The 20,154-nt window shown below is 41.1% G+C and carries 15 protein-coding genes and 1 riboswitch; of the genes, 3 read left to right on the top strand and 12 right to left on the bottom strand.

The window, feature by feature from the left end:
* Window positions 1–58: 58 nt before the first annotated feature.
* From EEL30_14905 to gcvT, 7 genes are all read right to left on the bottom strand, one after another.
* The gene (locus tag EEL30_14905; protein QDX93463.1) at window positions 59–1,201 is read right to left on the bottom strand and encodes a glycerate kinase; all 1,143 of its coding nucleotides are present in this window, start codon (window positions 1,199–1,201) and stop codon (window positions 59–61) included.
* 67 nt (window positions 1,202–1,268) lie between these two features.
* Window positions 1,269–3,872: a mannosylglycerate hydrolase gene (locus EEL30_14900; GenBank protein QDX93462.1), complete on the bottom strand. Its 2,604-nt coding sequence runs from the start codon at window positions 3,870–3,872 to the stop codon at window positions 1,269–1,271.
* A gap of 42 nt (window positions 3,873–3,914) precedes the next feature.
* Window positions 3,915–5,831, bottom strand: coding sequence for a PTS 2-O-a-mannosyl-D-glycerate transporter subunit IIABC (locus EEL30_14895; protein QDX93461.1), 1,917 nt, complete (start codon window positions 5,829–5,831; stop codon window positions 3,915–3,917).
* Between the two features lie 132 nt (window positions 5,832–5,963).
* Window positions 5,964–6,698, bottom strand: a complete 735-nt coding sequence (locus tag EEL30_14890; protein ID QDX93460.1) for a MurR/RpiR family transcriptional regulator — start codon at window positions 6,696–6,698, stop codon at window positions 5,964–5,966.
* 264 nt (window positions 6,699–6,962) lie between these two features.
* Window positions 6,963–8,429, bottom strand: a complete 1,467-nt coding sequence (locus EEL30_14885; GenBank protein ID QDX93459.1) for a glycine dehydrogenase subunit 2 — start codon at window positions 8,427–8,429, stop codon at window positions 6,963–6,965.
* The gene (locus EEL30_14880) at window positions 8,422–9,777 is read right to left on the bottom strand and encodes an aminomethyl-transferring glycine dehydrogenase subunit GcvPA (GenBank protein QDX93458.1); all 1,356 of its coding nucleotides are present in this window, start codon (window positions 9,775–9,777) and stop codon (window positions 8,422–8,424) included. Before EEL30_14880 ends, EEL30_14885 begins: the two co-directional genes overlap by 8 nt.
* A 36-nt stretch (window positions 9,778–9,813) precedes the next feature.
* Entirely contained in the window at window positions 9,814–10,917 is a 1,104-nt protein-coding gene (gcvT, locus tag EEL30_14875) for a glycine cleavage system aminomethyltransferase GcvT (protein ID QDX95780.1), read from the bottom strand.
* 260 nt (window positions 10,918–11,177) lie between these two features.
* Window positions 11,178–11,275: riboswitch (glycine riboswitch) on the bottom strand.
* 227 nt (window positions 11,276–11,502) lie between these two features.
* On the opposite strand from gcvT, the gene EEL30_14870 reads away from it, so the two are divergent.
* From EEL30_14870 to EEL30_14860, 3 genes are all read left to right on the top strand, one after another.
* Entirely contained in the window at window positions 11,503–13,209 is a 1,707-nt protein-coding gene (locus EEL30_14870; protein ID QDX93457.1) for a DEAD/DEAH box helicase, read from the top strand.
* 70 nt (window positions 13,210–13,279) lie between these two features.
* On the top strand, window positions 13,280–14,479 hold the full coding sequence (locus tag EEL30_14865; protein ID QDX93456.1) for a hypothetical protein: 1,200 nt from the start codon (window positions 13,280–13,282) through the stop codon (window positions 14,477–14,479).
* A gap of 159 nt (window positions 14,480–14,638) precedes the next feature.
* Window positions 14,639–15,508, top strand: a complete 870-nt coding sequence (locus EEL30_14860) for a hypothetical protein (GenBank protein ID QDX93455.1) — start codon at window positions 14,639–14,641, stop codon at window positions 15,506–15,508.
* A 68-nt stretch (window positions 15,509–15,576) separates the two neighbouring features.
* On the opposite strand, the gene EEL30_14855 is transcribed toward EEL30_14860, so the two are convergent.
* The 5 genes from EEL30_14855 to EEL30_14835 all read right to left on the bottom strand — a co-directional run bounded on the left by EEL30_14855 (window position 15,577) and on the right by EEL30_14835 (window position 20,112).
* A complete protein-coding gene (locus tag EEL30_14855; protein QDX93454.1) occupies window positions 15,577–15,837 on the bottom strand; it encodes a YkuS family protein in 261 nt (86 codons plus the stop codon).
* 15 nt (window positions 15,838–15,852) lie between these two features.
* Window positions 15,853–16,017: a YqzE family protein gene (locus EEL30_14850; GenBank protein ID QDX93453.1), complete on the bottom strand. Its 165-nt coding sequence runs from the start codon at window positions 16,015–16,017 to the stop codon at window positions 15,853–15,855.
* A 51-nt stretch (window positions 16,018–16,068) separates the two neighbouring features.
* Window positions 16,069–16,566, bottom strand: coding sequence for a shikimate kinase (locus EEL30_14845; protein ID QDX93452.1), 498 nt, complete (start codon window positions 16,564–16,566; stop codon window positions 16,069–16,071).
* 21 nt (window positions 16,567–16,587) lie between these two features.
* Complete coding sequence (locus EEL30_14840; protein ID QDX93451.1) at window positions 16,588–18,429, bottom strand: copper amine oxidase; 1,842 nt, start codon at window positions 18,427–18,429, stop codon at window positions 16,588–16,590.
* A gap of 222 nt (window positions 18,430–18,651) precedes the next feature.
* A complete protein-coding gene (locus EEL30_14835; GenBank protein QDX95779.1) occupies window positions 18,652–20,112 on the bottom strand; it encodes an alpha/beta hydrolase in 1,461 nt (486 codons plus the stop codon).
* Window positions 20,113–20,154: the final 42 nt, after the last annotated feature.

Here is a 20,154-nt window from a genome sequence, read left to right as displayed (position 1 = left end):
TCCTTTTGTTGATAGTATTCATTAGTTTACGATGAAAAACTTGTATATACTTTTTCTATCAATTCTTTACGGCCGCAAGTAACCGGAATAATTGTTTGGTTGTCATTCTTAGGTTATCAAATGCATTAGTCGAATCCATGGCTTTCTCAAGTGACATCGGTTCATTTGTGATAGAAAAGAAAGAGGTTATACCCAATTCATTTAATGTACAAGCCTGCTTTGACACACCACCAGCTAATGCAATAACCGGAATATCGTGTTTTAATGCTACTTGTGCAACTCCTAACGGTGCTTTGCCCATAGAAGTTTGACTATCTAGTTTTCCTTCTCCTGTAATCACTAAGTCAACGTCACTTATCTTGTCTTCCAATCCTATGGTTTCTAATACTAATTGGACACCTGAAAGTAACTCCGCGTCAAGGAATCCAGCGAAGGCAGCACCTAATCCACCTGCAGCTCCTGCACCCGCAATATTTTGGATATCTTTATTTAATTCACGAAACGTGACATGTGCAAAGTGTTCTAATCCAGCATCTAGTTCTTTGATCATTTCGGTTGTTGCACCTTTTTGACGTCCAAATATATAGGCTGCTCCATTTTTACCATGAAGTGGATTGTTAACATCACACGCTACCTTAAATGTACAATTTTTTATAGCATGGTGAACGTGGGTCGAATCCATTGCACAAATTTTTTGCAACTCATACCCTCCATACCCAACTTCCTTGTTATTCTCATCAAGGTAGGAAAAACCCAAAGCTTGAAGCATTCCAATACCTGCGTCATTTGTTGCACTTCCACCAAGACCAATCACAAACTCTTTGCACCCTTTTTCAACTGCGTCACAAATAAGCTGACCAACACCATAGGTTGTAGTAAAATAAGGATTCCGTTCATTTTCAGGAACTAATGGCAATCCACATGCTGCAGCCACTTCAATAACAGCTGTATGGTTATTTCCTAATATTCCATATACCGCAGTAACTAGAGTTCCTAGGGGACCAATCACTTCTTTTTCAACAAATTTACCTTTAGTCGCCTGAACTAACGCTTCCACTGTACCTTCCCCACCATCAGCTAACGGAAATGTTATAATCTCCGCGTTTTCGTACACATCTTTAATTCCTTCGGTAATCGCTTTGCTGCAATCCAAAGAAGACAGACTACCTTTAAAAGAATCAATTGCAATTAGTACTTTCACGTTACCTCTTCCCTCCATAGAGTATAAGAGAAAAAAGACACTTCTTAGAGTGCCTTTTTCATAATGATTAAAACAAAATCGACTTCACTTGATTTGTTTTTACAATCACTTGAACTTGATTGTGGTTCACTGAAAGATTTTCTAAAGCCTTTTCATTAAGATTTGCCGTATTTGCATGATCGATCTCACGGTTGAATTCGAATGCTACTGTTTCTTCTACATCTGTTGGATTATAGAAACGTAATACAAATTTGTTTTCTTTCTCTGCCTTTTTCAACGTACTTAGGACAATGTTTGGCTGAACCTCTTTAAAAAAGCTAAACTCTAATGGTGTCTTTACATCTGTTCTGTTAAGTTTCATCGCATCGTGTGGTATTTTATTATACGTTTCCACCGGTGTGAGATACTCTTTCGCGATACGTGCAACGTTCGATTGTTGAGTATGTGTTGTAATCGCAAAATCTAATGTTAGTTTTCCGATCATTTGAGAATCTGGCGTTGGTAATTTGATACCGGATGGACGACCTGGCCTGCGCAACATTTCCTCTTTTCCAAGGAAGCCTATACTTCTGAATAAGGTGATCGCAATTGTATCAAATTCCTCACCGATGATTTCATACTCTCTTGTGCTATTTGTTAAGATACTTACGCCATGGTTGTCGTTTGACAAGCCTACAAAGCTTAACATTGGATAGATTGAATCAGGACGCTCATCCCACCCCTCTTTCTCCCACACATGTATAGCAGAATCAACGACATTACGTTTAATGGAACCGAATTGATTATCAGAAATCGAGAACGAGGATGCAATGTTTGTTGGAATCAATGCTCTGAGACGGTGATCCTTCGCATAGTTGTTCACTTCGAATTTTACTTCAATAACCGGCTTATGATTTGGAACAGTAACGACGATATGAACTTCAACTGCTCCATCGACTAATTGCGCTTTACGTTTTTCTAGATTAGATGGTACTGCTAACGTATACTCAATATTGATTGTTGCACCATATTGGTTTTGGCTAATTTCTGTTTTTACATTGGCGGCGTTATCACTGTATATTAGTTCTTCGTTCGGTAGTGGAGAGTAGTCGTATTCATCCCCGTCATCTCCGCCATTTTCTAGGAGCAGAACATTTTCAAAGCTTTGGTTTAATTTTTTATCAAAAATATTTAACGTTCCATTTGGATTTACGGTAATTTCGTAAAACTCCGTTACAACCTTATTCGTTGACACGAATGAATTTTTAACATTCTCGTCACATTCTACGACAAAATATGTTTTATAACCCATTGCTGGAAGTGTATCTTTAAGTTGAATTGTGTATTTTATGAATGGATCATAGTTTCCGTAATGAACGATTTGACGATCGATTAAGCCTGGATCAGTAATTTCACTTCCAATGATCTCAAAATCAAGTTCATTCGAATCTTTATCAACGAGCTTAAATGATTTTAATTTTGTCATAACACTTGAGGTAACAACTTCTGTACGCTCATATGGAAGTAAATTAAATGCGGTTAGGCGATCATACTGTTTTTCTGAATCCATCGAATCGACTATTTTACGTTTATAAAAATTGATTAGCTGATCGATTTTCTCCTCCGCAAGGAAGAATCGATTGCATATTTCACGATGTACCTTATCGGAACAACAACAACCAATACTGTCATGAGCGTGATTCTTCATAATTTCTTTCCAAATGAGTTCAATTAAACCATGATGGTACTCAAATCCTAAGCTATACGCAAGGGAAGCAAGCGGTTCTAAAATATTTGTGATTTTGTTCTCGATCCTCGCGTTCGCCGCTTTTATATCCATGCGAGTGGAAAAAATACTGCGATGAACGCGCATGTATTTACCATCTAAAAACTCACCCTGCAATGTAGGTAGATCCTTCTGTTTTTCAAGCTCAGTAAAGACATTTTCATATTTGCTTAAGAAAAATTCACGTTCTGGGTAGAGCTTGCGCAGTTTTTCCATAACGGTAAAAATATTTTTTTGAATCGGCATTTGGTCATGCCCGTTCGGTAAAATGATGTTGTCTGTTGTTGCCCCATGATCAAGCACAGTGAAGTACTTATCAATTCGTTTTTGAAGTTCTTTCTCGTCCTCTGGTAAATACTTTCCAATTGCATACCCTAGTGGGAATAATTGTACAAGCACCTTTGAACCATCGTCCGTTTTCCAATAAAACTCAGTTTTATCCGTGCCATGACGTTCAGAAGTACCACGCCAAAATATTGAATACGAAATATCAAATCCGTTCAAAATCATCGGCATCTGAGCTGATTGTCCGAATGAATCGGGAAGATATCCAATTTTCATGTACTCCCCATATTCTTCACTATCTTTTATTCCGTATAAAAGGTTACGTACAATTGATTCTCCACCTACAACCATCTCATCAGTCTGTGTATACCAAGGACCGATAATTAATCGCCCTGCTTGAACAAGCTTTTTCAAGCGTTCTTTATTTTCTGGTTTTACTGTGAAATAGTCTTCTAAAATCGAAGTTTGTCCATCTAATACATAGTAAGGATAATCTGGGTTGTTTTCTAACATCTCCATGATTTCTTCCATATTATTAACTAATAAAATTCTAGATTCTTCCGTAGAGAAATACCACTCTCTGTCCCAATGCATATGTGGAACGATATGAACGTTTTTCATTCTAATCTCTCCATTCTTTATGTTGCATCTTGTTGCACATTTTTATTTCATTCTCTCATTATTTAATTTATTTTTACGGGTCACGATCAATAAAATCATTGATATTAGTGCACCGATTAATGCTGCTCCAAACCAAATACTTGCTGCTAGCAATAATGGTTGTCCTTGTAATAATGCCAGTGAGAAAATACCAGCGCCAGGAACATTTAAACCGATATCAAAGTAAGCTACAATTGCACCTGTTACCGCAGATCCTGCAATTAATGATGGGATAACACGCAGTGGATCGTTAATCATGAACGGGATTGCACCTTCAGTTATTCCCGCTAATCCAAGTAACCATGTTTGTTTCCCTACTTCTTGTTCTTGTTTTGTAAAATACTTTTTACCAATGATTGTTGCACCTGTTACTGAGAATGCCGATACCATTTTTACAGATGCAAATGTTGCGTAAGGGACAAAATTTCCACTTGCCATCGCACCGATACAGAACGTATATGCTGCTTTGTTCACTGGACCGCCAAGATCAAATGAAACCATCGCACCTAGGATTGCACCTAGAATAATGGCGTTTACTCCGTTCATTCCGTTAAGCCACTGAATTAACCCTTCGTTTAAGAATGCCAACGGCTTACCGATTACAAATAACATGATTGAACCAACAACAAGTGTTCCGATTACAGGATAAAACCAAAAGCTAACAAATCCAGCGAATGTACCCTTTGGTTTTACTATCTTTTTTAAGTATTTTAAGAAATAACCTGCTAATAGACCACCAAGCATCCCGCCTAAAAATCCACTACCAATTAAGTTTGCTGCTATCCCTGCCGCGAAACCAGGTGCTAATGCCGGTTTATCAGCAATTGAGTAAGCCATGTATGCTGCTAGAATAGGAATCATTAACTGACCTAAAAGTGATCCACCAAGTTGTCGTAATAGCCACAACCATGAACCTTCTTCTGCGTACAATTCTTGGAGACCAAATGCTTGTGAAATAAAGACAGCCGCCGCTAACGTCATACCACCTGCAACAATAACTGGAATGATATATGAAATACCTGTTAATAGGGAGTCTTTGATTTCTGTTTTTACAGATTTACCTTCTGTTTCATCAGTAGAATCGTTCGAATCGACATATTCTGATTTTGATGAATTCTCAGCTATTTGTAACGCTTGTTTTAAAATGTTTTGAGCATTTCTTAGTGGTGCTGCCACTGTTGTTTTCACCTTTGGAAGGTGGTCAAAACGTTCTGCGTCTTTTACAGCTACATCTACCGCGTACACAATCGCGTCTGCTTTTTTAAGAAGAGCTTTGGTGTGCCGGTCTTCGATACCGTTCGCACCTTGTTTTTCAACAAACACATCGATACCTAGTTCTTTTCCTGCTTTGACAAGTGCTTCTGCCGCCATATACGTATGTGCAATACCTGCTGGACAGGCAGTGATTGCTAGTACTGTTTTATCAAGCTTTTTAACATTGCTTGTATTTGGTGCTTCTTGTTGTGATGCATCGAGATATTCGTAAAGCTCTTTATTTGTCTTTGCTTGCAGTAAGTTGTTTTTATATTCCTCGTTCGATAATCTTGTCACTAGCTCTGATAATAAGGAAAGATGTGTTGAACCCTCTTCCACTTTTGGAATCGCTAACAAAATAACCAATTCAACTTGATTATTTGGATCGACGCTTTCCCATGAACCAATAGGCTTTTCGAGTGTTGCAACAGCAAATGCTGCTTCTTTTACCGCCAGTGATTTACCATGAGGAATTGCAAGACCACCCTCGAATCCAGTAGGGGATAGTGCTTCTCTATCCATTACAGCTTGATAAAACTCTTCTTCAGAGTGGATTTTTCCTTCAGACGCTAATTTTTTAATTAGATACTTTATTACTTCCTGTTTAGAGGAAAAAGATTGCTTCGTACTAATTAAGGATGGTGACGTTAAATTCCTTAGTAACATAATTGTAACCCCTTTCATAAATATGTGGTTCAATATGGTTACATCTTAGCAAAAAAAAAAAAAGAAGCTGGATTCTTCTTTAATTTACACAGATATCTATTTCTAATTCTCTTTCATGTGTATTTCTACACATCATTTTGCTGTAGTCCAATAAATTTCAGCTAATGCCCGTAGTACAAGCATCACTGGGGTTTTATCGGTGATATTATACTCATTAAACTTCCTAACAGGGGAATAGCAATACAAATTTGCATCTGCCATTTGCTGCAAGGAATTTTTGTGAAAATGCGTAAGGGTTATTAAGCGAACTCCTCTTTTCTTAGCTAACTTAGCCATGTCTAATATTTGGGGTGTTTCACCCGACAAGCTTATGAGGAAGAGAATATCGGTTGCTTCAAGGTGGTTGAGCTCATGAATCATATCGTGGCGATGATAATAATATTCCGCCTGTTTTCCAGCAACCTTAAGGTATTTCACCAAAATCTCACAAAAAGGAGTCGTATCCCCAACTGCGAAACATAGGACCCGATGCGCTTCCTGAATCATTTTTGTAACGATCACTAGCTTATCCCGATCGATAATACTAAATGTTTTATGTATGTTAAAAGAAAGGCTATCCTTCGTAGGTTCTTCCTTCTGATTAATTTCTTCCTTCAAACTAATTTTCATTTGGGAATACCCTTCGTAGCCTAATTTTTTTGATAACCTTGTAATCGTATTCGGTACCGTAAAATGCTTAGCCGCTAAATTCTGTATCGATAGCTTAACAGCCTCTTCTTTGTTTTTAAGGATATATTCAACGATTTGATCATCTGTATCATTTAGTTTATATTCATATTTTTGAACTTGTTCTTCGAATAGCATCATGGGATAACACTTCCTAATCTGTGATTATGTATAGGGTATGCGGTTGGATATCCACCTGTATTTTGAAAAAAAGCTACACTCATCTTAATTGAAATGGGAACTTGAAACAAGGATGGGCTGGATTATTTGAGAGTAGGGATCTGGCTATTATGAGTGATAGATATACATCCAAAATAAGATAACAAAAAACCTTATTTCAGGGGCACATACACAAACATCCCGTGTACCTATTCGAAGGACACGGGATTATTTACACATATGAATCTAGGCTTCTGGCTGGTAGCGCAAGATTGGTTTTCTCGCTGCTGTAGCTTCGTCCAGTCGTCTTACTACCGTTGTATGTGGTGCTTCTTGCACCATTTCTGGTGTCTCTTCGCATTCTCTAGCAATCTGCAACAGAACGTCAATAAATTCATCTAGCGTTTCCTTGCTTTCTGTTTCGGTTGGCTCAATCATCAAGCACTCATCTACAATCAATGGGAAGTAGATTGTTGGTGGATGATAACCGAAATCTAACAGACGCTTAGCCATATCAAGAGTACGTACACCTAATTTCTTTTGACGAATACCAGAGAGAACGAATTCGTGTTTACATACTCGATCAAATGGAAGCTCAAACGCAGTAGCTAACCTACGCATCATATAGTTAGCGTTTAACACAGCATGTTGAGATACCTGTAACAAGCCGTCTGGCCCCATCGTGCGAATATAGCTATATGCGCGAACGAGGATGCCAAAGTTACCATAGAAGCCTTTTACTCGCCCGATTGAAGCTGGGATATTGTAATCTAGGGCAAAGCTACCTTCTTCGGTCTTCTTCACCATTGGTTTAGGCAAGAATGGGATCAAGTCTTCTTTTACACCTACAGGACCTGCTCCCGGACCACCACCACCGTGTGGGCCTGTAAAGGTTTTATGCAAATTCAAATGCACAACATCAAAGCCCATGTCGCCAGGGCGAGCAATACCTAAAATGGCGTTGGCGTTCGCACCGTCATAGTACAATTTTCCGCCTGCTTCATGTACGATCTTAGCCATTTCCACAATATTTTCTTCAAATAAACCTAGCGTATTTGGATTGGTGAGCATCAATGCTGCCGTATCTGAACCTACCGCTTGACGCAATGCTTCAATATCAACAAGCCCACGATCATCAGACGGAATCGTGATGGTTTCCAGACCCGCGATCGTTGCAGATGCAGGGTTTGTACCGTGCGCGGAGTTTGGTACGATTACCTTCGTACGTTTTTCTCCACGACTTTCATGATAAGCACGGATCAACAGCAGTCCTGTCCACTCTCCTGCTGCACCTGCCGCTGGTTGTAAGGTGACGGCGTCCATACCTGTGATTTCAGCCAACTCATTTTGTAAGTTATAAAGCATTTCCAGAGCACCTTGTACGGATTCTTCCGGCTGGTACGGATGTACTTGGGCAAAACCAGCATAACGAGCAATGTCTTCATTAATTTTCGGATTATATTTCATCGTGCAAGAACCTAGTGGATAGAAGCCATTGTCGATGCCATGATTGCGACGAGATAGTTCTGTGTAATGACGCACCAATTGTAATTCGGAGACTTCTGGCAATTCTGCTGGCGTTGATCGAATCAAATGCTCTGGCAAATAGGAGGATACTTCTGCTTCCGGCACATCGTTTTTCGGCAAGCTGTAGGCTACACGTCCTGGTTTGCTCATTTCAAAGATGATTTCTTTTTGTTTGTCGTTACGCATGTAGAATCGCCTCCATTTCTTTTGCCAACTGATCAATTTCCGCTTTGGTTCTTAACTCTGTCACGGCGATCAGCATATGGTTGGCAAGCTCTGGATAAGCGAGACCCAGATCATAACCGCCAATGATGCCTTTTTCTAATAAGGTACGATTCACATCAGCTACCGCTACTGGTAACTTGACAACGAATTCATTAAAAAATGGAGCTGTGAATACATCTTGCACACCATTTAACTGACATAGCACCTGTTTCGCATAATGTGCTTTATGCAGGTTCATTCGGGACATTTCTTGCACACCTTGCTTCCCCAGTCCAGTTAAGGCAATGGAAGACGCCAACGCTAGCAACGCTTGATTGGAGCAAATATTGGAAGTCGCTTTTTCGCGGCGAATATGTTGTTCTCGTGCTTGAAGGGTAAGGACAAAACCGCGTTTACCATCTTCATCCTTGGTCTGACCCACGATGCGTCCTGGCATTTTACGCATTAATTTTGAAGTCGTAGCGAAATATCCGCAGTGAGGTCCTCCAAAAGAAACAGGAATTCCAAACGGTTGCATATCTCCGACCACGATGTCTGCGCCCAATTTTCCTGGCGCTTCCAATAAGCCAAGTGCTACCGGGTTGGAAGATACGATTAGAAGGGCACCTTTTTCATGAGTGAGCTGTTCAATCGCACGTAAATCTTCTACGCTACCAAAAAAGTTTGGATATTGAACCAGTACAGCCGCTGTTTCAACCTCTAAAGCAGCCTGAAGTTGCGTTAAATCGGTGATCCCCTCTTGAGTGAAGTCTACTTCTACTACCTCTACTTGCTGACCATACGCATAGGTATCTAGTACAGCGCGTGTCTCAGGATGTACTGTCTTGGAGATAATCACGCGGGGCTTGCCTTTGTGACCAGCCGCCATCATTGCCGCTTCCGCCATGGACGTGTACCCGTCATACATAGAGGAGTTGGCTACTTCCATGCCTGTGAGTTCACAAACCATCGTTTGAAACTCAAATATTGCTTGTAGTTCACCTTGGCTGATCTCGGGTTGGTACGGGGTATAAGCGGTAAAAAACTCACCGCGTAATAACATATGGTTAACGGTGCTCGGTGCATAATGCTGATACACGCCAGCTCCTAAAAAGTTTACGTGAGTTGTGAAGTTAGCATTTTTAGAAGCCAATCCTCCCATGAATTTCACAAGGTCTGGTTCAGATAGTGCTTCGTCTATTGCTAGTTCTCTTGGAAAACGTACTTCTTCAGGTATATCGGAAAACAATTCATCCACGCTGGAAACACCCAGAAATTCCAGCATCTCTTTCTTATCTTGTTCCGTTGTTGGTAGATAACGATATGTCACGGATGGCTCCCCCTCTGATTTAACTTCTCGATTTCCTTACTTTTTAGGCCGTTTATAAAATGGAGTAGCAATAATTTTCGCACGCAGACGTTTGCCACGAATCTCTACTTCTACCTCTTTGTCAAGAATGGCGTGAGCTGTTTGGATCAATGCTAGCCCTACATTCTTTTTTAAGGTAGGCGATTGTGTTCCAGTAGTAACCTCCCCGATCTGTTCATCCCCAATAAATACTGGATAATGAGTACGAGGAATACCGCGATCAACCATTTCTATTCCAACCAGCTTGCGAGGTGCTCCGTTTGTTTTCTGTTCCAATAATACATCATGTCCAATGCTAGGCACGTCTTTATCTACCTTTACAGCAAAACCAATGCCTGCCTCGATTGGAGTAATTTCTTTTGATAGCTCTTGACCATATAACGGTAGCTTGGCTTCAAAGCGCAGGGTATCACGCGCACCTAACCCGCATGGCACCAGACCATCGTCTTTGCCACTCACCAATAATTTTTCCCATAGGACAATGGCATCTGCTTGATCTACATACAATTCAAAACCATCTTCTCCGGTATAACCACTACGAGATACCAACGCGTTAACACCGTCAATGGAAACGTTTTCTTTAAACTGGAAAAAGCCGATCTCTTGCAGGTCCGTATCCGTTAGTTTCTGCAAGATATTTTCAGCAAGCGGACCTTGAATCGCAAGTTGAGCCATCTGTGGAGAGATATTTTCAATGGTGACATTCTCCGTTAGATTTTCCTGCATCCACGCAAAATCTTTATCAATATTGCCAGCATTAATGACCAGCAAGTAATCATTATCTTGTCTTTTATAAATGATCAGATCATCAACAGTACCTCCATCTGGATAACACATTGCCGCATATTGAGCCTGACCATCTTCTAATTTAGATACATCATTCGTAGTCAAGCGTTGCAAGTAATACAGGGCACCTTCCCCTTTTACTTCCACTTCACCCATGTGGGATACATCAAATAGCCCTGCTTTAGTACGAACCGCTTCGTGTTCTAGCGTAATGCTACTAAACTGAACAGGTAAGTCCCAGCCGCCAAAATCAATGGTTTTGGCTCCGTATGTAGCATAGATAGGATACAATGGCGTTTGCTTCAACTCTGACATGTAACCACTCGCTTTCTTCGTCTCTTTGTTTTTCACGTAAAGTAAACTTGGCGCCGGCAGAGTTTTAAGCTGCACTATACTATCGTCCATAAAATATTTATTGTTTCTGATAGTACAAAAAAAGACAGCGAACCTGTGACAGCCAACGCAAATAAGCGCCCGCTCTCCAAGTTCTCTGTCCCGGTACCTGAGAGTTACCCTGCCAATAAGCAGGTTTCCCCTTTGGTGGCTTCTATGAAAAAAGCTCTCTCCAGAGGTGCGTCCAGTAGAGGTTCTTTTGCCTGAGAGATTCACCATTTCTGGTTTGCTCCTTCGGCGCTGCACAGATGATACTTGCAGTCTCTCCCTACTACCTTCATTCGCAAAAGAAGGGTTATTATACATAAAATCTATGAAAGAAACGCATACTATAACGTATCTTCCTGCTTTCCTTCTTTATCCTAACATGACTTTGGAAAGAAGAAAACAGAAATTTGCAAACCAGCAATTATTTATTAACATTAAAATGCGTTTTATACATAAATGTTCGTTTTTAAATAGAATAAACTCTATTATCTACTACATAAAGAAGGGAATTACCCATTTATGACGAATTTCTCACTTTCTTTTGATACGAGCTGGGCCGCTCCATTGGAAGAATTAATTCAACAGGATGGGCCATGGAATAAATGGGAGTTGTTTCAGCTCGCATTACAGGCTGAGGAAGCAATGGTGGTAACCGATTTTGACCAGCTTCAATGTTTAAAATATCTACCTTACGTTGAACCATTTCCCCATCAAATCCAAACCGCCAATCGCGTCTTAAATCAGATGAGAGGTCGAGCTATCCTGGCAGATGAAGTGGGGCTGGGCAAGACAATTGAAGCAGGACTTATTATGAAAGAGTACATGGTGCGCGGTTTAGCCAAAAAAATTCTGATCCTTGTGCCCGCCTCTCTCGTAATTCAATGGACCAAAGAGCTTAATCAGAAATTTGGCATTCCTGCTATGCCGCAGAAGAAGGAGTACATGTGGCGCCAATACGATGTAATTGTCGCCTCGATTGATACAGCTAAACGAGACCCGCATCGCCGCCATGTCCTAGATATTGATTACGATATGTTAATCATTGATGAAGCACACAAGCTAAAAAACAAACGAACCAAAAACTATCAGTTCGTTAAAGAGATCAAGAAAAAATATTGTCTCTTGTTGACAGCAACCCCTATTCAAAATGAGATGGATGAGCTTTACAATTTGATTAACTTACTGCGTCCTGGTCATTTAGGTCATACGCAGTCTTTCTCATCCACTTATGTAAATGGCAAGCGTCAGGCTAAGAACAGCGGTCAATTGCAAAAGGAAATCAAAAAAATCATGATCCGTAATCGTCGCAGTGACGGGGGCGTCCATTTTACTTCACGGCGTGTTCAGTCCATCCCCATTGATTTGTCTCCTGAGGAACGTGCGCTCTATGATGGTGTGACTCAATTCGTCAAGGAGAGATACCAGCAGGAGACAGGTAAGGTCAATGCCCTTGCCCTATTAACGTTACAGCGAGAGGTATGCTCCAGTCGTGAAGCTGCCTTTATGACGTTATATCATATGCATCAAAAAGCTCCTGAGGACTCTCCTAAACGTGCGGAAATCATGCGCCTAGTGGATATGATTAAACAAATTGAGACACATTCTAAAGCGGCAAAAACCGTAGAGTTGCTAAAACAAATCAACGACAAAGTGATCATATTTACAGAATATCGTGCCACGCAAAACTATCTACAAAAATATTTAAGCGAGAACGGTATTACATCCGTACCATTTCGGGGTGGTTTTAAGCGTAGTAAAAAAGACTGGATGACCGATCTATTTCAAAATCGTGCACAGGTACTCATCGCGACTGAGGCTGGTGGAGAAGGAATTAACTTACAATTTTGCAATCACGTCATCAACTATGATATGCCATGGAATCCGATGCGCATTGAACAACGAATCGGACGTGTACACCGTCTCGGTCAAAAAAAAGATGTGTTCATTTATAACTTATCTACCACAGATACGATAGAAGAACATATTCTGCGCTTGCTCTATGAAAAAATTGATTTATTTGAAATGGTTATTGGTGAGCTAGATGATATCGTAGAACGACTTGCTTTAACAAAGTCTTTAGAGCAAAGCCTCGTAGAAATCATCATGGATTCTCGCTCTAACAAAGAAATAGCACTAAAGATGGATAACATGGGGAGTGTTCTTCGCTCTCTACGTCAGGGTACGAGAGAGTTGCAAAACCAACCACAATCACTTCCTCAATCATAAGCACCTTTGCAATCAGTGGTACAGGAAATTCTCACACCTTAATCCTTACCTGAGAAAGGAAGTTCCTCTCATGCAACAAACGGAAGTAAGAGAATTCGTAGAAAAGTATTTTGCTGCCTTTCAGTCGCACGTGGTTGAAAATCATCCCGACTATGTTACTGTAAAACTTCCCGAAGACGTAGATAAGGATATCGGCAATCGCCCTTTTTACTGGTCTTGGGTGGAGAAAATGAATATTGTCCCTCAGCCGCTTCACCTAACCCTTTTCTTTCCTCAGACCGATATTCCAAAAGAACTACGGGCTGAGCATATTCATTTTGGTTCGAAGCGTTTGCAACAAATCTTTGAATCTACCTATAAACATGGTCGCTTTGTCTGTATGTACGAAACTCCCAAGGGTATTTTACAAAAAACAAGTATGTCGACACGTCGCTCGACACCGTTAACTCCTTGGCTCCACCTAAATATTAAAGTTTCTTTTATCTGTGACAAAAAACGGGATTTCCTCCTCTCTCTCGGGATAAATCTACATCAAGCGCGGGTTGTACAAGATTTTTATCCGTTTCTCATGCGTCTGCAACTTACACCCGCTATACCTGATTATTTTTATACCTTGGATCGCCGTTTGGACATTCCCCAAGCGATTGAAATGGCAAAAAGTGAAGTGTACCATTTCTTGGAGGGAGAAGATCATGATTGGGCAGACCAAGCTCGCTTACGCCTTCAAGAAGAGTTAGATATATTAGAGGAGTATTACAAGCATGTGGCACTAGAAGAAGAAAAGGCTAACGTTTCTACAAAGGCTACTGAGAAAGAAGACGAGCTAGAGTATCCTACAGACAATTCCAATGAAATTGTGAACTCTTCTTCCCATGTAGACAGCCAATTTATTGGTATTGAACAAATGAAACCAACCGCAAATTCTGACCCTACTTTGTCTGGTTCCACTTCTGCACTAGGGCATTTGCTCTCTGTAAACCGCCCGGCACCATTGGCTGATGCATCCATTCCTGTAGCACTTCCGCCATCACCACCGACAACAGTTGAGGAACATGTGGAAAGTGGCGGGAGAATTCTTGATTTTTTACGATTAAATGGCATTGCAGAAACACCAAAAGAGCAAATAGACCAAGGAGAATGGAAAGCAAGTAGTGTAGAGGAAGAGAAAGAACGACGAATGAGTGAATTGCGTTGGCAGCATGAACCACGTGTTGAAGTTAAGCTAATTAACGGTGGCTTGTTTTATTTGTTCAATTTACCGCCAATCTAACCTTTCATTCACTCCATTAGACCTGATTCTACATAGCGCAGAAATTTGTAAAACAACAGCGAAGAAAAATGGGGACGCGCTGACAGCAACCAACAAATCTTTTGGTGACATTTGGTTACAATAGGTAACGTACCTTACGAAGGGATGGTGTCTCTGTGTATGAAACTACGTTCACTAGCGAGCCGATTCTTGTTGTTGCTCCTCCTATTCTCGCTTCCCTCTTCTCAAGCTCATGCTGCCCAAGAAGGTCCATGGACTACATCTTTTACTCAACACATACAGACATGGATGAAAAAATTGGAAGAAAAAGATAGTCAGTTCAAAACCTGGAAACATGCTACCATCGAGATACAAACATTAGGTCCTGGTTTACATGAATGGTTGGTAACAATGAAAGACAAAGGAAAACCACTTGGTTATATGGTCGTCGCAGAGTCACAGGAGTCAGCAAGCAAAGTCACTCCTGAATTTGTACTGATGGAATATGGGCTTGGCGAATATACGTTGTTTGATAAAAAATTGGCCCCAAAAGATGCGAGCGCGGAGTTATATTATGATGGTTTTACATCGTTTTGGCGCATTCCCCTAAAAGATTCACATGAATACATCGACGCTAAATCTGGCGAAAAGTTCCCTGCTCGTCTGAAGCCTGATCCTTCTGTTATGCAACGTTTAGCTGGTCAGAAGCTGGTGAACAAAGAAGCTCAATTAACCTTGAGTCGAACAATCCTGTCTACGGAAGCTGACCCTTTTTCCCGCATTGATTGGTTAACAGCAAGAGTAAATCGTCCCACTACCCGGACACAGGAACTTACCTACTTACTCAAGCAAAAAACGAACGAGCCTATTGTTATTACAGCCGATCTGTTCGAGAAAGAAGTGATGGCCCCCTTTACCATTGGAACCGTTCATGTCTGGGATAATGAGCCTTACATAGGTGTCTGGGACTCTGGATTGCGTTTCTTACCTTACTCATACATTGAACAAGTGGGCAGTATCGTACACACCTCACAGCCCAGTACTTTTTAGGAAAAAAACAACAAAACGGTGGCTATCTCCTTTGACATTTTGGAGAATACCACCGTTTTTCCTTTTATTCAACGAAAACCATTGTCAGCAGGCGAGCATCGCTCATTTACCTGATGAAAAATTTGATCTAGCGTCATGCCCTCCGCATTGATTACTGGTGCTCCAGCAATGCTTTTGGACTGATCTCCAATCAAGTTTTCATCCATGCCTGTAATGACCACAGCATCTACCATCTGTTGCCAATTCCCTAATTCGACCACATCAAATCCGTTACGACGCAACATCGTGCTCACATGGGATAACGATTTTTCTACAGCTACTTTTGGCATAGGAACCCCCAGATGTTATTTTTTAAACAATAGCTTGATGGACATCGGGATTGCGCCAAACCATTTCGAGGACCAGGGTTCACGTGGCATTTCACGTTGACGTCGACGTTCTTCCTTTGGTGTCTCCAAATACTGCACAAAGCGCTTGGTCATGTACTTTACGTATTCTTGTGATGACATCGCGCATCCCTCCTTGGCTTTAGTTTTACCGAAGAAGGGCAATTTCAATCGTTACGCGTTCTTTATTTCATCGACAATTTCTTCTATCGTTTTCCCTGTTGTATCTACTTGAACGGGCGCAAAATCGTATGCTCCTGCCCGTGCCTGTAACAGTCCCCGCACCTTTTCTCTAACATTCCCTTGAAGAAGTGGTCTATCCTGATCTCGCTCAACCCGGCGTATAATCTCTTGTTCATCAGCAGTAAGTGCTACAACCTTGCCATGTTGGAGCATTACCTGAACGTTCCCAGGCCGTAACACAGCCCCTCCACCTGTGATAATCACTCGACGATTCCCGTCCACCAATCGGAGTAATACATCGGTTTCCCACTGTCTAAACATCTCTTCGCCATCTTCAGCAAAGATTTGCGAAATGCTTTTCCCAGCTGTTTTGACGATCTCTTCGTCGAGGTCACATCGCTCATAGTTTAGACGTTGTGCTAACTGTTCACCTACTGTTGACTTACCTGTGCCCATAAAGCCAATGAGAATGATGTTGGTCTGTTGCATGGTGTATTTCCTCCGCCATTATTATTGAATAGTGACTTTTCTTTTTTCCTCTTGATATGTAACATGATATCCCAATCCCTCGTCCAGCAAAGCCAGAGGGAATAGGCTACGTGCGTGCCACTCTAACAATGGAACCGGCATTTTTTGCTCCATGCCATTTAATACATAACGATCTGATTTTTCATGGAAAACAATTACATTACGCTTCGATTCTGCTCGAATGGTGCGGTTGGTTTGATTCGATGTTACCTTAAACCCTAGTTGTTCCAAGGTTTCTCGTAGAGGCAGATAAACAACTTGATTACGGATACGTGCCCTTGTAGCTGGATAAAAATGAGTTTGGCCTACAACCATATCCACATAATACTCAGCAGCTAATGGGATAAAGCTTTGTTGATTTTGTTTATGGACATTGGGTACAAAATACTGTGCTTCTGCTCGTAAGGTTTGGCCTAATGCTTGATCCAAATGTTCAGGACCAATGACTTGATGGTGGTAATTACTTTGTACTCTTTTTAAAAAGTCAAAGAACAACTGATCTCCCAACTGCTTTCGTAAATGATCGTACAATAGTGCAGCATTGGAGTACCACGTCCAATTAAATTCATAGTAATTCTTAAATTGAGTCAGATGATTGGAGAGTTTCCCATATGGATAAGCTTTTGCCAACTTGTTAGCATCTGCCTGGTATTCAGCTACTATTTTTGCTGCCGCTTTCTCTCCAAAGCGTTCCCGATAATAAAAGGATACACTTGCCTCCACTAGCCCTTCGTCCATCCAGCCTGTATACGGTTCAATATTTTCTACAGAATTGTACCACCACAAATGCGCTAGCTCATGCGGTAACCAATGCTCAACCTGATTAGCGGTAAACATTTGCTTAGCAATAATAGCCATATTGGCGTATTCCATGGCATATACTGTTCGATTCCCTGTCTCTGCTATACCGATTCGGGGATAAGGAAGCTCTCCAAATAGTTTGGTATAGATAGGTAGTACATGTATCGCAATATCCTTTAATGTAGCTAAATGGGCTACATCCGTCGAAGCAATATCTAACGTCAGCTTGGGAGAAATTTTAACCGTTTCTACTTTATATAACGGACTACCTACCATCGTGAAATTAAGTAGCTTTTTACCCGTAAAATGGTAGGTAGAGTGTCCTTCTCCCTTACTGGATTTCTTACCTCTCCCCCATGAAGTTACCCATTCAAATGTAGAAGGAGCCACCATGGTAACATCATAATCTGCATAATGATAAATATAGGGATCCCCATAGCCAATGACCTGTGGTGGTTCGTACCAGCGTTTTTGCTGATCCATGGCTCCAAGCATAGGATACCAGTGTGTAAGAGTCCAGATTCCTTCATGCACACCAAATCGGGTCGGCTCTCGCGGGATCGGTGTTTCAAAAATTACTTCTAGCTGGGTACGTTCTTCTTCTTTAGCTGGGTTGTTCAGCACAATGACAGGGTCACGACGGCTAAATGGTATACTTTTTCCTTGCCAGCGAATCGTTGAAATTTTGTTGTTGTTCCAGCTATAACCGTAATAATACAGATAGAGTTTGTCCGTCTGTGGATTATCAAAAGTCATGGTAACGGTTCCTGCTACTACCGCCTTATCTGCCGACAATGTTGCGTTAATCATATAGGAAGGATTAAGCTCTTTGACGACAGGCGGTAACAATTCTTCTTTACGAAATGGATCTGCCGATGTCCCATTGTTATGGAATATAGACTCCGATTGTAAAGAAGACAAAAAATCCATAATCTCAGGCGATTTTATATAGGCTCCTATCGCCACAAAACAGATCATTAAACTTACACATACAGCTAAGCTTTTCTTATGTATTGCTTTCATGTAGTACTCTCCCCACTACTTCCCAGGCCAAAGCTGAATAATAATTCCTCTACTGGTACAATCGGCTAATGCAAGAAACTTCTTTATAAATTGTATCATAGTCGTTTTCTACTGTGACACATCGATTTCAAATGAAATAAGAAGAAACGCAGAATAAGCCTGCATACCAACAGGAAAATCTCTGCGTTTCTTAGCGAAATAGAGTTATGTGCATTTTAAAACCTACCTTAACGGTTTCCGTTCTTTTCCAGTCACTAGATCAATTACATTCGTTGGGTCAGTCGGAGGTGGAATCGTTTTACTAGCAGGCGGTTTTTTTCCCTTTTCTACCCATTCGACAAGTAAATCAAAACACTGGTGTGCATATGGTAGCATAGGTTGAAGTTCGTGCTCAGAATCAACCTTACTCCAAACCAAACCGTCAATATGATTAGCCTGCTCAATCATGTACATTCGATGTTTATTTGCTTGGCCTGCTTGTAGGACTAATTCCTCATAGGCTTTTGCATGCAGGTCAGGAAAGGTTAGGGCATCCCACGTACCAGCAAGTGAAATAAGCGGGGCTTGTATACAACCTGTATTTGCAATCTGTTGAATTTGTTGTTTGACGGATGAGGGCCTACTATTATAGTCATAAGAAGCAAAAGCATGGTCATGACACCGGTCACGTATGCCAGCTTGATCAAAGCAAAGGTAATCCTGCCAAGCCAATCTGTCAGTCGCTGTGGGATCAAACTTATCTCGATAAATATTTAGGCTAACAAACCAATAGAGCTGATCATAATACGACCATAACTTTTCAGATCCTTTAGGCATTCCAGCAGCATAGATACATTCACGCGCCCGCTGCTGTACTTCCCCTGTCTCGTATAAAGCAGCATGTGCTTTTTGAACCACAGTGGTGAGTGAACTGATCAAATTAGGGGCCTCTGCTTGCCATAGCACACCTTCCCAATCTACTCCACCATCAAATAGAGCTGGTTCTCCAGTCAATTTTGGATCGTCATGTTCAAGCGCATAGCGTACCACATAACCACCATTAGAAATTCCAATAGCATAGGTAGGAATAGGATGATGTTCATTGAGCAAGATATGAGCCGGATTGGTGACATCTTCCACTGAAATCAATTGATTATCATGATGCTTGACTAAATATGATTGGGCTGCTTTCGTTACCTGTCGAAAGCACAAATGCCATTTGGCTAGGCTGTCTTCTTCTGCTACCAGTGCATTTTTTACTTTTGCTAGTGGATCATCTGGATCGTTTTCCCCTTGTGTTCCTTTATCGATAGCTGCAAAAGCATATCCTTTCGTAAGAACATCATCACTAAATAACAGATCGGTTGATGTTTCATTTCGTGTTGCTGGTATCCCAGCTACCACCAGTTTTCCATTCCAATCGTCTGGGATGCGAATAACAAATTTGGCGTCCCCAAACATGCCATTAATCTGCTTTCCTGTAATCTCTCCAGGCTTGTACATATGATACCAGCCCGTTCCCTGCCTAGGGTCACCCCACGCTATAGGTGCTAGGCTGTCATTCCCATACATAGTAGCCGCCCGATATTGTACGGGGTTTTTGGTAGATAGCCAATTACCTGCTTTTCCATCAAAAAATTGGACTGTAACACTGTGGGCACCTGGAATGACAGGAGAGGTAGCACCTCCTACAAATGGAAACATGGTTTGCAATAATGTGTTTTGTAAAAAATAAATTAACTTATT

It is taken from the genome of Brevibacillus laterosporus (genome assembly GCA_007833815.1).
In the GTDB taxonomy this organism is placed as follows: Bacteria; Bacillota; Bacilli; order Brevibacillales; family Brevibacillaceae; genus Brevibacillus_B; species Brevibacillus_B laterosporus_D.
This window is presented reverse-complemented; position numbering and strand designations above follow the sequence as displayed.

Coding starts and splice junctions, on each gene's coding strand:
- EEL30_14900 (QDX93462.1), bottom strand. CDS start 3,872: ATGAAAAACGTTCATATCGTTCCACATATGCATTGGGACAGAGAGTGG.
- EEL30_14895 (QDX93461.1), bottom strand. CDS start 5,831: ATGTTACTAAGGAATTTAACGTCACCATCCTTAATTAGTACGAAGCAA.
- EEL30_14890 (QDX93460.1), bottom strand. CDS start 6,698: ATGATGCTATTCGAAGAACAAGTTCAAAAATATGAATATAAACTAAAT.
- EEL30_14885 (QDX93459.1), bottom strand. CDS start 8,429: ATGCGTAACGACAAACAAAAAGAAATCATCTTTGAAATGAGCAAACCA.
- gcvT (QDX95780.1), bottom strand. CDS start 10,917: ATGTCAGAGTTGAAGCAAACGCCATTGTATCCTATCTATGCTACATAC.
- EEL30_14870 (QDX93457.1), top strand. CDS start 11,503: ATGACGAATTTCTCACTTTCTTTTGATACGAGCTGGGCCGCTCCATTG.
- EEL30_14865 (QDX93456.1), top strand. CDS start 13,280: ATGCAACAAACGGAAGTAAGAGAATTCGTAGAAAAGTATTTTGCTGCC.
- EEL30_14860 (QDX93455.1), top strand. CDS start 14,639: ATGAAACTACGTTCACTAGCGAGCCGATTCTTGTTGTTGCTCCTCCTA.
- EEL30_14855 (QDX93454.1), bottom strand. CDS start 15,837: ATGCCAAAAGTAGCTGTAGAAAAATCGTTATCCCATGTGAGCACGATG.
- EEL30_14850 (QDX93453.1), bottom strand. CDS start 16,017: ATGTCATCACAAGAATACGTAAAGTACATGACCAAGCGCTTTGTGCAG.
- EEL30_14845 (QDX93452.1), bottom strand. CDS start 16,566: ATGCAACAGACCAACATCATTCTCATTGGCTTTATGGGCACAGGTAAG.
- EEL30_14840 (QDX93451.1), bottom strand. CDS start 18,429: ATGAAAGCAATACATAAGAAAAGCTTAGCTGTATGTGTAAGTTTAATG.
- EEL30_14835 (QDX95779.1), bottom strand. CDS start 20,112: ATGTTTCCATTTGTAGGAGGTGCTACCTCTCCTGTCATTCCAGGTGCC.